Source organism: Sphingomonas zeae, from assembly GCF_014197135.1.
Lineage (GTDB): Bacteria > Pseudomonadota > Alphaproteobacteria > Sphingomonadales > Sphingomonadaceae > Sphingomonas > Sphingomonas zeae.
In genome coordinates, this window is the sequence record NZ_JACIFA010000006.1 from 178,256 (window position 1) to 192,394 (window position 14,139).

12 protein-coding genes are annotated in these 14,139 nt (G+C 68.2%); 7 read left to right on the top strand and 5 right to left on the bottom strand.

Annotated features, from left to right (window positions below):
• Positions 1-56 precede the first annotated feature (56 nt).
• Positions 57-1,499 (top strand): oligosaccharide flippase family protein, encoded by a 1,443-nt coding sequence (locus tag GGR45_RS10805; protein WP_175312518.1) that lies wholly within the window; start codon positions 57-59, stop codon positions 1,497-1,499.
• Here the strand turns inward: GGR45_RS10805 and GGR45_RS10810 are convergent.
• Together GGR45_RS10810 and GGR45_RS10815 are read right to left on the bottom strand one after the other, a co-directional pair.
• Positions 1,486-2,181, bottom strand: coding sequence for a small ribosomal subunit Rsm22 family protein (locus GGR45_RS10810; RefSeq protein WP_175312517.1), 696 nt, complete (start codon positions 2,179-2,181; stop codon positions 1,486-1,488). The two genes, GGR45_RS10805 and GGR45_RS10810, sit on opposite strands and share 14 nt — an antisense overlap.
• Positions 2,182-2,184: 3 nt before the next feature.
• A complete protein-coding gene (locus GGR45_RS10815; RefSeq protein ID WP_175312516.1) occupies positions 2,185-3,369 on the bottom strand; it encodes an acyltransferase family protein in 1,185 nt (394 codons plus the stop codon).
• 106 nt (positions 3,370-3,475) lie between these two features.
• On the opposite strand from GGR45_RS10815, the gene GGR45_RS10820 reads away from it, so the two are divergent.
• Together GGR45_RS10820 and GGR45_RS10825 are read left to right on the top strand one after the other, a co-directional pair.
• Positions 3,476-4,600, top strand: a complete 1,125-nt coding sequence (locus GGR45_RS10820; RefSeq protein WP_175312515.1) for a glycosyltransferase — start codon at positions 3,476-3,478, stop codon at positions 4,598-4,600.
• Positions 4,593-5,855: a glycosyltransferase gene (locus GGR45_RS10825; protein WP_175312514.1), complete on the top strand. Its 1,263-nt coding sequence runs from the start codon at positions 4,593-4,595 to the stop codon at positions 5,853-5,855. The genes GGR45_RS10820 and GGR45_RS10825 overlap by 8 nt, the downstream gene beginning before the upstream one ends.
• On the opposite strand, the gene GGR45_RS10830 is transcribed toward GGR45_RS10825, so the two are convergent.
• A complete protein-coding gene (locus GGR45_RS10830; RefSeq protein ID WP_175312513.1) occupies positions 5,815-6,996 on the bottom strand; it encodes a glycosyltransferase family 4 protein in 1,182 nt (393 codons plus the stop codon). The genes GGR45_RS10825 and GGR45_RS10830 overlap by 41 nt on opposite strands.
• A gap of 82 nt (positions 6,997-7,078) precedes the next feature.
• Between GGR45_RS10830 and GGR45_RS10835 the strand changes: the two genes are divergently transcribed.
• Positions 7,079-9,688 carry a non-ribosomal peptide synthetase gene (locus GGR45_RS10835; protein WP_175312512.1) on the top strand — a complete coding sequence of 870 codons (2,610 nt, stop codon included), beginning with the start codon at positions 7,079-7,081 and terminating at the stop codon, positions 9,686-9,688.
• A gap of 131 nt (positions 9,689-9,819) precedes the next feature.
• Here GGR45_RS10835 and GGR45_RS10840 read toward each other — a convergent pair whose 3' ends face one another.
• Positions 9,820-10,065, bottom strand: coding sequence for a hypothetical protein (locus GGR45_RS10840; protein ID WP_175312511.1), 246 nt, complete (start codon positions 10,063-10,065; stop codon positions 9,820-9,822).
• A gap of 122 nt (positions 10,066-10,187) precedes the next feature.
• Here GGR45_RS10840 and GGR45_RS10845 point away from each other — a divergent pair, with 122 nt between their 5' ends.
• Genes GGR45_RS10845 through GGR45_RS10855 form a run of 3 tightly spaced genes read left to right on the top strand, consistent with a single transcriptional unit; the run spans position 10,188 to position 12,039 of the window.
• The gene (locus tag GGR45_RS10845; protein WP_175312510.1) at positions 10,188-11,159 is read left to right on the top strand and encodes an SDR family oxidoreductase; all 972 of its coding nucleotides are present in this window, start codon (positions 10,188-10,190) and stop codon (positions 11,157-11,159) included.
• A complete protein-coding gene (locus GGR45_RS10850) occupies positions 11,144-11,482 on the top strand; it encodes a hypothetical protein (RefSeq protein ID WP_285138881.1) in 339 nt (112 codons plus the stop codon). Before GGR45_RS10845 ends, GGR45_RS10850 begins: the two co-directional genes overlap by 16 nt.
• Complete coding sequence (locus GGR45_RS10855; protein ID WP_175312509.1) at positions 11,479-12,039, top strand: transcriptional regulator; 561 nt, start codon at positions 11,479-11,481, stop codon at positions 12,037-12,039. The genes GGR45_RS10850 and GGR45_RS10855 overlap by 4 nt, the downstream gene beginning before the upstream one ends.
• Here GGR45_RS10855 and GGR45_RS10860 read toward each other — a convergent pair.
• Positions 12,036-13,838 carry a thiamine pyrophosphate-requiring protein gene (locus GGR45_RS10860; RefSeq protein WP_175312508.1) on the bottom strand — a complete coding sequence of 601 codons (1,803 nt, stop codon included), beginning with the start codon at positions 13,836-13,838 and terminating at the stop codon, positions 12,036-12,038. The two genes, GGR45_RS10855 and GGR45_RS10860, sit on opposite strands and share 4 nt — an antisense overlap.
• Between the last annotated feature and the right edge of the window lie 301 nt (positions 13,839-14,139).

A 14,139-nucleotide genomic window follows, 5' to 3' on the forward strand; every position in this document is an offset into this window, starting at 1 on the left:
TGAGGCAGGCCGCAAGGCCGCGTCATGGTCAGGCGGCCCGACCGTGGGAGTTCGCCGTGCTTGCCAAGAACATGCTCTCGATGTCGGGGCTCAGCCTCTATCGCAACGCCGTCCAGTTCGGGATGAACATCGCCATCGCCGCCTTCGTGCTGCCCGGCGATTATGGCCTGATCGTCTTCACCACGCCCTTTCTGGTGTTGATCGCGATGCTGACCGACCTGGGCATGACCAGCGCGATCACCCGTGCGCCGACCCTGTCGCGGGACGAGGCGGGGGCGGCGATGGGAGCGATGATGACCGGCGGCGCGGTGTGCGCGGCGCTGCTCGTCGCGGGGGCCTGGCCGCTGGAGCGGGCGATCGGGATGGCGGGGCTGGCCCCGGTGATGGCGGCGATGGCGGGAGTCGTGCTGCTTTCGATCTCGGCCGCCACGCCGCGTGCGCTGATGGAGCGCGAGTTGCGCTATGCCCGGATCGCTCGGATCGAGGCTGTCGCCATCGCGGTGGCCGCCCTGGCGGGGCTGGCCGCCGCCTGGGGCGGCGCGGGGGTATGGGCACTGGTGCTCTACAATCTGCTGGTCCAGGCAATGCGGCTGGCCGCGTTCGGGTGGACGATGCGCGGCGTTCTGCGGCCCAATGCCCGTTTTGGCCAACTGGCGGGCCTGCTCTCGTTCGGCGGCTGGGTGCTGGCGAACAACATCCTCAATTTCCTGGCCCGCAACAGCGACAATCTGTTGATCGGCGCGTGGCTGGGCTCCGCGGCGGTCGGGGTCTACGGCCTGGCCTATCAGTTCATGCTCGCGCCGCTGATGGCCATCACCTGGCCGACCAGCGGCATATTGCTGTCGACGCTGCGCGGCGAGGATCCGCATGGCGCGCGGGCGCAAGCCATGGTGGAGGGTGTGCTATCCGCCACCGCGCTGATCGTCACGCCCGCCATGATCTATCTCACCTTCGGCCTCGCCTTTCCGGTGGACAATCTGTTGTCGGGGCATTGGGCGGCGGTGCCCGCGATCGTCGCGTGGCTCGCGCCTGCGGGTGCGCTGCAGGCGATCGCTTCCTATAACGGCGCGTTGCTGATGGTTGCGGGCCGCGCGCGCGCGCAGTTCATGTTGAGCGTGGCCAACACGATCGTGCTGGTCGCGACCTTTGTGCTGGCGCTGCCGCATGGGCTGATGGTGCTGGTCCAGGCCTATACGGTGATGATCACGGTGATGAGCCTGGCCTTTCTGGCGATGACCGTCATGCTGACCGGCCTCAATGTCATGCGACTGGCCAGCGCGCTGGCCCCGGCACTGCTCGCGACGGGGGCGGGCGTCGCGGCGGTGGCGTTTTCTACGGGCCTGCGCCCGGCAAGCTGGACGGAATGGATCGCGGCGACCGCCCTATACGGCACGGCTGTACTCGCCTGCTATGCCCTGCTTCACCTGCATGTCCGGCGCACGCTGGCCGCGCTGCTTGCGCGCGGGGCGGCGCCGGACGCAGCGGTTACAGGAACGTAGCCGGCAGGAAGCGGCCGCCCGCGAACAGGACCTGCGTCTTGGCCGCGCGCACCACGCCGACGCCGTAATCGACCCGGTCGGCCTGTAACCGGGCATGGATCGCCCCCACCGTATCCTGTTCGCCGTCCCGCTCGGCATCATCCAGGATGAGCGCGAAGTCGTGCGGCAGATCGTCCAGCATCGCCAGCACGCCTCCGCGCGAATGGCGGGGCGTGCCGCGCGGACCGTCGCACAGCACGACGTCGAAGCGCCGCCCGGCGCGCGCCGCCGACCAGTCATAGGTCGTCACCTCGCGCTTGCCGACCGTTCGGCTCGCCAGCGGCGTGACCAGCACCTCATGCGTCACCTGCGCTGCGATCCGCTCGCCCCAATCGGGGTCGTTCTCCAGCGTCAGGACCTCGCCGACCAGACCGCGTCGTTGCAGCATCGCCCATAACAGGCTGCTCTGCCCGGCCCCGACATCCAGAACGGAGGTCGGGCGGAAATCGGCCCCGATGCGCAGGATCAGATAGAGCAGACTGTAATTGGCCGCGCCACCGGTCGGAAAGAAGCGATCCTCCTCGCCCAGCAGCTTGAGTTCGCGCAGGAACAGGTCACGATAGATCGCCTCCAGCCCTGGTTCGGGGGCGAAGGCGTCGGCTCGTCCCGTCCAATGGCGAAGGCGGTGGCGCAGGCTTTGCATCGTTCACTCTCCGGAATGCACCGCGACCCTTCGCGGCAAGGACGGGGACCCGCGCACGACCCGGCGCGCGAGATGGGCGGTCATCGGCCGCTCGATCCAGCGATGGACGGCAAAGGCCAGAACCAGGGCGACGACGACCATGAAGCCGACGAGCTGCCACCCCTGGGCCATGCGCACGAAGACCAGCTTCTGCGCCAGCTTCTCGGTCAGGATCAGGGCGAAGGGATGGACGAGATACAGCGAATAGGACGCATCGCCGACCAGCGCGGCAGGCAGCATCGCGCGCGGCATCCCCGGCTCCGGCCCCAGCACCGCCGCAGCCAGCAGCATCGCGATCGGGAATCCGGCGCAGAGCACCCGCGGCCAGTCATTGGCGACGGTGACGCCCGCCGCGCCGTCGAAAATATGAAAGGGATCGGCGAACAGCATCGCGGCCCCGACCGCCGCCAGCAGGATCCGGCCGATCGGCGGCAGCGTGACTCCCCGCCCCGTCAACGCCCCGACCGCCAGCCCCAGCCCGAAATCCAAAATGATCGGCCGCGTCCAGAACCACAACGCCGAAGGCCCCGGCACGATCGTCCCGATCCCGACCAAGGCGAGCAGCAGGCCTCCGACCGTCGCCAGCGCCGCCCTGCGCGGCAAGACAACCACCAGCGCGAACAGCGCGTAGAAGAACATCTCGTAATTCAGCGTCCAGCCCAGGTCGAAGACGGGAAACAGTCGCTCATCGCCATAGGTATCCGCCGGAAAAAACGCATAGGAGGCCAGGATCGCCCCGGCATCCGGGAACGGGTCGCCCCCCTTCATCGTCGCCGCGGCGAGCAGGGCGAGGAACAGCGTCGTGACCAGCCAGTAGAGCGGCACGATTCGCACCAGCCGCCGCCGCAGGAACTCCGCACGCGCGTTCCGTTGCCCGAACAGGCGGGCCGAGGCATGGACCATGATGAACCCGGACAGGATAAAGAACAGGTCCACCCCCGCCCCCCATGGCAGCAGCGTGGAGCGCGCGAAATAGCCGCCCGCCGCGGTCACAATTCCCGCCGCCGCGCTCTGGCCATGGCCGATCACCACCATCAGCGCTGCGGCCCCGCGCAACGCCTGGACGGTCCAGAGCGTACGCGTCGCCGGTGCCGCGCCGACGGGCCGAACCGCCGCCTTTATCGCTCCTACGCCGCCCTTTTCGATCATGCCGCATCCGACCACGGCAACGGCCCGCCAATCATGTCAAATGATGGGGTTGCCGACACTCGCCGTGGCTAGGCCACGGACATCACCGGCTTTTCGGAGAGGGCAGATGAGGATTCTTCACATCGCCGAATCCGCGCAGGGCGGCGTCGGCACCTATCTGACCGAAATTCTGTCGGATCAGGCACGACGCTATGGCGGCGACCGGGTCCGTGCGCTCGTCCCCGCACAACATGCCGCGCATTTGAGCGGAGTCGACCGGCGGCTGCTGATCCCCTGGCGACGAAAGCATCGCTCGGTACGTGGCATGATGTCGCTCGCCGGGGCGATCGCGCGCGCGGTGGACGACGTCAGGCCGACCATCGTCCATGCCCATTCCAGCTTTGCGGGGGCCGTGCTGCGGCTGATGTACGGGTCGTGGCGGCGCGCAACGTTCCGTATCGTCTATTGCCCGCATGGCTGGGCGTTCGATCGCCGCTCCTCAGCGTGGAAGCGGCGGCTGATCGAAGGGGTCGAGCGCCTCCTGGCGCCTGCCGCCGACCGCATCGTCCTGATCTCCGACCATGAACGGCGCGAAGGGGCGCGGATCGGTATCGATCCCGCCGCGCTGACCCTGGTATTGAACGGCATCACCGACCTGCACAGCGAACGCCCCGCCCGCTGGCAGGACGATCGGGTGCGGGTGCTGTTCGTCGGGCGGCTGGACACGCAAAAGGGGTTCGACACGCTGCTCGACGCGGTGGAGCCCATTCAGGACCATGTCGCGGTGCGTGTCATTGGCAAGGCGGTTGCCGGCCCCGCCACCACGCCGCGCAAACGCAGTCCGCAGATCGAATATCTCGGCTGGCGATCGCTGTCCGAGGTCGCGACCGAAATTGCCGCCGCCGATGTCGTCGTGGTCCCCTCGCGCTGGGAAGGCTTCGGCCTCGTCGCGCTGGAGGCGATGTGCGGCGGCTGCGCGGTCGTCGCGTCCGATGTGGGCGGGCTTCGCGAGATCGTGGTGGATGGAGAAACCGGCTATCTCGTCCCCCCCGATCGCCCCGAACGGCTGATGCATGCGCTTGCCCGCCACGACCGTGCCACCTGGCAGGCGATGGGGGCCGCCGGGCGGGCACGCTATGAGACCATGTTCACCGCGCAGCGGATGAATGCCGAATTGGCGGCGCTTTATGCCGAATTGTCTCCGGTCGCGCGGGAAGAGCGCATGGCGACACCGCTCGTCGCCCATGCGTAACGGCCGCATCGTCCTGCTGTCCGACTATATCGGCGGCGAGGGACCGGGCAGTGGCGGGGCGGGCCATGCCGCGCTCGACAGCTACCGCGCGCTGCGCGCGGCCGGGGCCGACGTCCATGCCATCGCCGGGTTTGGCGAACGCCCCGAGGTCGAGCCCGAACGCTTCCACGGCCTGGGCGGCGCGGACCTGCGCGGCGCAGGCACCGGCGCGATGCTGCGGGCGATCTACAATCCCGACGCCCAAGCGGCGGTGTCGCGGGAACTGGCGGGTCTGGACACCGATACGACGCTGATCGTCCTGCACCAATGGACCCGGTACCTGTCGCCCGCGGCCCTGCGCATCGCCAGCCGCTTTCCGACAATGATCTACATGCACGACTATTTCTGGGTTTGCCCGAACGGCATCTATTACGACTTCACAGCGGGCAAGCCGTGCGACCGGCGGCCGATGCGACGGCATTGCCTGACCAGCGACTGCGACCGCCAGGGCCGCTTGCCCAAGCTCGGCCGCCTCGCCCGGCATGCGGTGCGCCATGCCACCACCGCCAGCCGGCCGAGCCGCCGCCTGTTCCTGCACCTGTCCGAACATGCACAGCGGACCATCATGCCGCTGCTCCCCGATCAGCGGCATGCGGTGCTGCACAATCCCCTGTCGCTGCCCGAAGCCGAACCGCAACCTGCTCCGCCGCCAAGCTACGACATCGGCTATTTCGGGCGGCTGGAAGCGGACAAGGGCGTCGGGCTATTGGTCGAGGCGCTGCGGGAAACGGGGCGCACCGGGCTGTTCGTCGGCCAGGGGTCGCTCGAGCCGCTGCTCGCCGCGACGCCCGGCATTACCCACCGCCCCTGGGCGCCGCGCGAGGCGATGGCGGCGGCGATGCGATCCTGCGGCGTGGTCGTCCTGCCTTCGCTGTGGAACGAGACCTGGGGGCTGATCGTGCCGGAGGCGATGGCGGCGGGGGTGCCGGTGCTGGTGTCGTCGCGCGCCGGTTCGTCCGAACTGGTAGGGCGCTTCGGCGGGGGACATATCTTCGACCCGGGCCAGCCCGGCAGCCTGGCGACCATGCTCGCGCAGATGGCGGCGGAACCCCCTTCGCCGACGCGGCAACATGCCGCGCTGCGCCGGTTCCTGTCGCCCGAACGTCATGCCGCACGCATATTGGGGCTTGCGGAAAGCCATTTCGGGCTGACCATGCGCGACGGCGACCAGCCGGTCAGGGCGTCAGCACCTTGGTCAATATCCCGGCCAGCCTGACCCCCGCCGCCGCCCAGGTGAAATGGCCGCCACGGGCGCGACCTGCGGCGATCTTGGCCGCGCGCACCTGTCGGTCGCGCAGCTTCAGCACGGCGCCGACCCACTCGCCGATATTGTCCATCCCGGCATAGACGACCGCGTCGCGGCAGACCTCCGGAATCGCCCCGGCCGGGGCCGCGACCACCGGGCAGCCGCACAACATTGCCTCGACCGGCGGCAGACCGAAGCCTTCGGTCCGCGACGGATAGAGCAGGCAATGCGCCCCCTCATAGAGCGCGCGCAGGCCGCTATCATCGATCCCGCCCACGAATATCGCGCCCGGCGGCGGATGCAGACCCGCCGCCTCCAGCACCGTGCGCGGCGGGCCGACCACGACCAGCGGCATCGCGGCCAAACGCGGATCGGCAAAAGCGGCGAAGACGGCCGCGACGTTCTTATAGGCCGAGGTGGAACCGAAGATCAGCCCGTAGGACTCATTCGCCAGTCCATATTCGTCCAGCACGCTCCGGTCGGCGGGCACGTCCATGATATGGTCCGCACCGTTATGCACCACCTGCGTCTGCACGGGTGACGCGATGCCGAACGTTGCCAGGCTGTCGCGCGCATAGTCCGACACGGTCAGCACCACCCGGCTCGACCGCGCGCCCCGCGGCACGAGCAGGCGATAGCCCCAGCGCAATTTGGGCGAATAGCTTTCCGGCGACAGCAGGAACTGCGCGTCGTGCACCATCGTCACCTTGGCCGAATGCCAGCCGGGAGCGAGATTGGCGAAGCTGGCCAGCACCCCGCGCCGCGCCGCAAAAGGCAGGATCATCTGTTCCCAGAACTGGCTTGCGCCATATCGTTGCGGCATCGGCGTGATCGCGGCGAAGCGCGGCGCCCAGGTGGGGCGCGCGGGCAGCAGCAGCCGCATGTCCCATCCCGCCGGGGCCGCGCCCGCCACCGCCAGCGCATCCAGTTCGCGCAACAGCCGATCCGCGACCCGGTGCACGCCATTGGTCTTGCCCGCATAGAATTTGCCGTTGAGGAAAAGGCGGGGCCGCTCCGATCGCGAGCCGTGGCGAGAAAGCGCGTCGCGCGGAAGGCTGTGCAGGACCATCACCTCCGGCCTAGCCGCCTCGATCCCTGGCCGATGCATCATTCGACATATCGGGAAGCGGCGGACCGTTGGATGCTGCGGACGACCGGCTCGAACCGGCGGCATTGAGGGAAGGGGATACGACATGCGGTGCGAGCCAGAAACGACCGGCCATGTCGTGAACCGCGCCTGGTGCCCCCTGCCCGACATCGTCGCGCGCCACGCCTGGTGCGATCCCGACGCCCCTGCGGTCGAAGCGCGGGGCCAGCGGCGCAGCTATGGCGAGTTGGCGGCGCGGGTCGACCAGCTGGCGGCGCGGCTGGCCTCCATGCTGACCGACGATCACCCGCTGATCGGCGTCTGCCTGGCGCGCGATGTCGATCTGCCCGCCTGGCTGCTGGCGGTTCTCAAGATCGGCGCGGCCTATCTGCCGATCGATCCCTCGACGCCGCCGACCCGCCTGGCCCATATCATGGAGGATGCGGGGCCTGCGCTGATCGTTGCCAATCGCTGCTATGCCGAGGTCGTCGGCGGTCTGGGCGTGCCGGTGATGATCGCCGAGGACGATAGCGAGCCCGCGATGATGCTCCCCAGCCCGGCGATCACGCCCGCGACGCTGGCCTATGTCATCTTCACGTCCGGATCGACCGGCCGGCCCAAGGGTGTGGAGATCGAGCATAGCGCGCTAGTCGCGCTGCTGACGACCATGGCGGCAAGCCCGGGCTTTCGTGCGGGTGAAAAAATGCTGGGGCTCACGCGGCTCAGCTTCGACCTGTCGGTGCCGGACCTGTTCCTGCCCTTTTTCGTGGGCGGATCGCTGGCGCTGATCGATCTGGAGGATGCGGCCGATCCCGCACGGCTCGCCGCCGCCTTCGCCACGCATCGCCCCGATCTGGCGCAGGCCACGCCGTCCACCTGGCGCGCGCTCGTCGAACATGGTTGGAGCGGCCTGCCGGGCTTGCGCATCCTGGCGGGGGGCGAGGCGCTGACCCGCTCGCTCGCCGACCGGCTGCTGCTGCGATGTGGCGAACTCTGGAACATCTATGGTCCGACCGAAACCACCGTCTGGTCCACCGCCTGCCGCGTGACGCCCAGTCATGACGCCATACCGATCGGCTGGCCGATGAACGGGATCGCGGTGTACGTCACCGACAGCGATCTGACGCCCGTGCCACCGGGGAAAGTGGGCGAGATCGTGATCGGCGGATCGGGCGTCGCGCGTGGCTATCGCAACCGGCCCGAGTTGACCGCCGAGCGCTTCGTGCACATGGCGGACGGGTCGCGGGTGTACCGGACCGGCGATCTGGGCCGGTTCGACGAACGCGGTGCGCTTTATTGCCTGGGGCGGATCGACGATCAGGTGAAGGTCCGCGGGTTTCGCATCGAGCTGGGCGATGTCGAGGCCGCGCTGTCGCTGCATTCCGATGCCGCGTGGAGCGCGGTACGGTTATGGACCGATCCCTCGGGCGAGGCCTTGCTGGTCGGCTATGTCGTGCCGCGCGCCAAATGGCTCGGCCCCCGCGCGGTCAAGGCGTTCCTGGCCGACCACCTGCCCGCCTATATGATCCCCGACCGGATCGTGACGCTGTTGTCCATGCCACTGACTCCCAATGGCAAGATCGACCGCGCGGCCCTGCCCGACCCCTTCGCTGCGGCGCCGGCCGCCATTCCCGTGGAAGCGACCGATGCCATCGACCGGCAGCTGGCGGCGATCTGGAGCGAGTTGCTGAACATCGGTGCGATCGCGGCGGACGATGACTTCTTCGATCTGGGCGGCTATTCGCTGATGACCGTACGGCTGGCCCGCCGGATCGAGGCGGCGTTCGGCGTGCGCCTGGCGCTGATCGACCTGATGCGCCACTCCACCTTGTCCGCCATGGCGGCGCGCATCGCGCTGGGCGACCAGCCCGCCGATCGGGGGATGATGCTGCTCAATCCCGAGGGAACAAGACCGCCGCTCTACTGGCTCGACACCGGGCCGCTGATGCGCAACATCCTGCGCGGCTTGTCCGCCGAGCAGCCGGTGCTGACGCTCAACATCGATCCGCTTGATGAAGACGCGCTGGGCGCAGGGGCGCTGTCGATCCCGGCGGTGGCGGCACGGCTCAAGGAGCATCTCGTGTCGGTGCATCCCATCGGTCCGCTGAGTCTGGGCGGATGGTGCCGTTGGGGCATTGTCGCTTATGAACTGGCCCGGCAACTGGAGGAGGATGGTCGTGCGGTCGACCTGCTCGTCCTGCTCGATGCCGACCGGCCCCGGCGACGCCCGATTCAAAAGGTTCGCACGGGGTTGACCCGTTTGCTCCATGGCAAAGCGACGCCGCCGGGTGATGCGAGCTTCAGCCAAAGGGTCGAGCAGGCGACACACCGCTATGTCGCGGCGCCCTATTCCGGCCGGGTCCTGTCGCTCGAACCCACGGCCCGCCACAACGATACCGGCTGGGGTGCCGTCGTGACGGGAAAATTGACGGTCTGGACGATACCAGGCGACCATGAGTCGATGGTCCGGGGAAGCGCGGTGCCCATCCTGGCCGCTGCTCTGGACCAGGCCCTCGCCCCGCCATCCCGAAGCCCGGATGGCGCGTCCACCGCGCTGGTCATGCCCGTTCGCGACCCGATGGTCCCGGCGGCGCCGATCCTCCGGTCGCCTGCGATACGGGAAAGCGGCATACAAGCCGGAATGTCCCATCTGGTTGGTTCGACCGGGCCTCGGACGGGTGCGGCCGCCGGCGGCTCCAGGAGGCCAGCGGGCTGATGCGACAGGACGGCGCGACAGGCGCGGCCGGTGCTTTGCCATCGGCCACTTCATAGAGCGCGGCTCGCCCGTGCCGTTCGGATTGAGGGAAATTCCGGAACGGCCGATTTTTTGTGCCGATTACGGCACCGTCAGCTTTTTGCCGTCACCGGCACCGACGCTCGCGCGGTCGAAGGCGGCGCGGGGCCCACAGCCCGTGTGTCCGGCCCCAGATGCCGGGTGGCATAGAGACGCCGCAGAATGAGTGCGAGATCATCCTCCGTCAGTGCGGAAGCGGAATCGATCAGCGTGCCCTCAGGCAGGGCCTCCACCCATTTTGCCAGGCGGTTGCAGGCTGCGCCCAGGTCGGGATCGAAGCTGTCATCAAAAACGGCCATCGGATCAGCCTAACCCTTTCGGCACCGCCCGCAAGGTTCCTCGACACCGGACGACGAGGTCATTCGGAACGACCGTCTCCGGCGTTCGTCTGTCCCATATCATTCTTTTCGAGGCAGAAAGCGTGACCCGCACGACATCAGCCAAGCGCGTCGTCATTACCGGCGCCTCCAGCGGCATCGGCGCCGCCACCGCCATCGCCTTTGCCAAGCAGGGCGCGAGACTGGTCCTGGCCGCGCGGGGCAAGGCCGGGCTCGACGACATTGCCGAACGCTGCCGCGCGGCGGGCGGCGAAGCGCAGGTCCAGGTCGTCGACGTGACCGACGCTGGCGCCGTCGCCCGGCTCGCCGCGCGGGCCCGCGACGATCTGGGCGGGATCGACGTCTGGTTCAGCAATGTCGGCGTCGGCGTGGTGGGCAAATATCACGATGTGCCGATCGCCGATCATGCACAGGTGGTCGCCGCGAACCTGATCGGCCATATGAACGACGCCCATGCCGTCCTACCCATCTTCCTGGCGCAGGATCATGGCATCTTCATCAACATGATCTCAGTCGGTGGTTTCGTCGCCACCCCTTATGCCGCCGCCTATTCCGCAAGCAAATTCGGGCTGCGCGGCTTCAGCGAAGCGCTGCGTGGCGAATTGTCAAAACACCCGCGCATCCATGTCTGCGACGTCTATCCGACCTTCGTCGACACGCCGGGGATCGATCACGCCGCCAATTATACGGGCGCGGCGCTGTCGCTGCCGCCCGGGGCGCTTTCACCTGAGACGGTGGCCAGGGCCGTAGTGCGGCTCGCCGACCATCCCCGCAATACCATGGCTGTCGGGGCGCCGGCCATCGCCCTGAAGCTGAACCAGTTCTTCGTGCCCAACCTCGGCGCGGCGATGATGAACGGCTTCATGGATCATTGGACCCGAAAGGCCGATCCCGGCACGGATGGCAGCGGCGCGCTGCATGATCCCCCTCCTGCCCCCAGCGGCATCGATGGCGGCCGGCGCCGCCCGAACCAGCGCCGAAAGGCGGCGGCGGGCGCTGGCGTCGCCGCACTGGGGCTGGCGGCCCTGGGGGCGATGCTGTGGCGGCGCCGATAAGCCAGCCGCCGATCACGCCCGATGGCCGCTACATCGTCGTCCGGGGCCGGTTATGGCGCAGGAGCAACCCCGCTTTGGCGCCGGACGAGCGACAGGCGCTGGTTGACGCCTTGATGCAGGCCCGGCGGGCGGTGCGGACCGGAATGATGCGGAAGGACGAAGCGGGCCTAATCCGCGCGCGCGCGCAGGTTCAGAACGCCAAGGTCGCGCTGGGCGAACGCGGCCCGGTATGGTGGGACGACGGAGCGCCCGATCTCAACCGCCATATGGTCCGCAACACCGGCTATGCGGAGTGGTACGCGAACGGGGAGGATCGCACTTGAACGTCTTTCTCGACTTCGAGGCGTCCTCGCTGTCGGACCGGAGCTATCCGATCGAGATCGCCTGGGTGTTCGACGATGGCCGTTCGCAAAGCCATCTGATCGCGCCTGCGCCGGACTGGGACGACTGGAATGACGCCGCCGAGCAGATTCACGGCCTGTCGCGCGAAACAGTGGTCCGCGACGGCGTTCCCCATGACATCGTCGCCCGACAGATGGTCGAGGCGCTGACCGGCCATGCCCTGTTCGCCAGCGCGCCGTCCTGGGACGGCAAGTGGATGAGTGTGCTGCTGCGCGCGGCGGGATTTCCCCGCCACACGCTACGCTTGCAGGACACCGATATCGCGTTGCGCGACACCGCGACCCATATCCTGCGCGATGCCGTGCCGCCGGAGGAATTGGAGGCGCGGGTCCGCGATCTGGTAGCATGGGCCAACACGACCAAGGATAGCCCGCCCGCCCACCGCGCCCTGGCCGAAGCGACCGAGGAACGAGCGATCTGGCGGAGATTGCAGGACCGGGCGCAAGCGCTGGCGGCGGCTCCGTCGATGCAGCTCTAGTCGCGTCCCGTACGGCCGGGAAGGATCTCGCCAAGCAACTGCCGCGCCGTGTCGGCCAGGACCGCGCCGGCCCCCGAATCGCCCTTGGCCATGGCGGACATGAAGGCCTTGGCCTGTTCCAGCGTGATATGCGGCGGCAGCGGCGCGACTTCCGGATCGGTCCGCACCTCCAGGATGACCGGTCGGTCCGCCGCCAGCGCCCGGTCCCAGGCGGTGCCGAGTTGCTCGGGATCGTCGACATGGATGCCGGTCAGGCCGATCAACTCGGCGAATTGGGCATAAGGAACATCGGGCAGGTCCTGCGACGATTCGAAGCGCGGATTGCCCTCCATCACCCGCTGCTCCCACGTCACCTCATTGAGATCGCGATTGTTGAAGACGCAGACGATCAGCCGGGGATCGGCCCAGCGCCGCCAATATTTCTGCACCGTGATCATCTCGGCCAGATTGTTCATCTGCATCGCGCCATCCCCGACCAGTGCGACGACCGGCCGATCGGGATGGGCGAATTTGGCAGCGATCGCATAGGGCACCGCGGCCCCCATCGAGGCGAGCCCGCCCGACAGCGACGCCCGCTGCCCCTTTTTCACGCGATAGTCGCGTGCATACCAGTTGGCGCAGGACCCGGAATCGGAGGTGACGATCGCATCGTCGGGCAGGCGCGGCGACATTTCCCAGACGACGCGCTGCGGATTGACGGGGTTGGCGCTGGCCTTCGCGCGAGCGTCGATCGTCTCGTACCAGTCGCGCACGCCGTCGACGATGCCCGCCTGCCAGTCGCGATCCGTCTTATGGGTGACGAGGGGCAGGAGCGCGCGCAGCGTTTCGGCCGCATCGCCGTGGAGATTGACCTCCACCGGATAGCGAAGCCCCAGCATCGCCGGGTCGATATCGATCTGCACCGCCCGCGCCTGACCATCGGCAGGCAGATATTCGGCCCAGGGGAAACCCGTGCCGATCATCAGCAACGTGTCGCACTGCTCCATCATGTCCGAGGACGGCTTGGTGCCGAGCAGGCCGATCGCGCCGGTGACGAAGGGCAGGTCGTCGGGCAGCACATCCTTGCCCAGCAGCGCCTTGGCCACACCGCCGCCAAGCCGCTCGGCGATCGCGACCACCTCGTCCGCCGCGCCGCGCGCGCCTGCACCGATCAGGATCGCGACCTTGCGTCCGGCGTTCAGCACCGCCGCCGCCGCGGCAAGATCCGCCTCGTGAGGGATGACCCGCGGGCGGGTATAGCCGGGGCCACAACGGGTGAAGCCGTGCGCGCGGGCGGGCTCCTGCCATGTCTCGTCCTGTATGTCCTTGGGAAGGATCAGCGCGGTCACGCCGTTGCGTGCCTTGGCGATGCGCACGCCGCGGTCGACCAGATGGCGGACCTGCGCCGGGGCGGCCGCTTCCTGCACGAAATCGGCGACATCGGCGAACATGCGGTCGAGATTGATTTCCTGCTGATAGGTAGCACCGCGAATGGTCGCCTCGGCCTGCCCGACGATCGCCAGGACCGGCATATGGTCCAGCTTGGCATCGTAAAGCCCGGTGATGAGGTGGGTCGCCCCAGGCCCGCCGGTCGACAGGCAGACGCCCATCTCGCCGGTGAACTTGGCATGGGCGACCGCCATGAACGCCGCCATCTCCTCATGCCGGACCTGGATGAACTCGATCCCCTCACCCGCCCGCTCGGCCCGCTGGAGCGCGCCCAGAACGCCGTTGATGCCGTCGCCGGGATAGCCATAGATCCGGGTCACGCCCCAGGTCTTGAGCCGTTCGACGAAGAAATCGCTGGTGCGCTTGGCCATGTCGTTCATCCCATCGGTGATAGAAGGGGGACGATCGGTTCGGAGACCTGTTCCGTCCCCCACCGGGATTCGGCCCAAGAACGCCTCCACTCCGCCGATCGACCAAGGATCCCATGCGCGAGGACTTGATCATCCCCCGTGTTGGCGAACACGCTGGGTAGATACCTGATAGCCGAGTGCACGTTGTCGATTATGGCTCAATGGCCGCCACTGGCGTGTCGGTCGTGCAGGGCCGGAACCGGCGCCCCGCCAGCGCGCGGATATGATGCCCAACTCGGCCGCAATCTCGATCTGTGGTGGA

Excerpts from the sequence above, each read along its gene's own strand:
- GGR45_RS10860 (WP_175312508.1), bottom strand. The coding sequence starts at position 13,838 with ATGGCCAAGCGCACCAGCGATTTCTTCGTCGAACGGCTCAAGACCTGG.
- GGR45_RS10820 (WP_175312515.1), top strand. The coding sequence starts at position 3,476 with ATGAGGATTCTTCACATCGCCGAATCCGCGCAGGGCGGCGTCGGCACC.
- GGR45_RS10825 (WP_175312514.1), top strand. The coding sequence starts at position 4,593 with ATGCGTAACGGCCGCATCGTCCTGCTGTCCGACTATATCGGCGGCGAG.
- GGR45_RS10815 (WP_175312516.1), bottom strand. The coding sequence starts at position 3,369 with ATGATCGAAAAGGGCGGCGTAGGAGCGATAAAGGCGGCGGTTCGGCCC.
- GGR45_RS10840 (WP_175312511.1), bottom strand. The coding sequence starts at position 10,065 with ATGGCCGTTTTTGATGACAGCTTCGATCCCGACCTGGGCGCAGCCTGC.
- GGR45_RS10810 (WP_175312517.1), bottom strand. The coding sequence starts at position 2,181 with ATGCAAAGCCTGCGCCACCGCCTTCGCCATTGGACGGGACGAGCCGAC.
- GGR45_RS10835 (WP_175312512.1), top strand. The coding sequence starts at position 7,079 with ATGCGGTGCGAGCCAGAAACGACCGGCCATGTCGTGAACCGCGCCTGG.
- GGR45_RS10830 (WP_175312513.1), bottom strand. The coding sequence starts at position 6,996 with ATGATGCATCGGCCAGGGATCGAGGCGGCTAGGCCGGAGGTGATGGTC.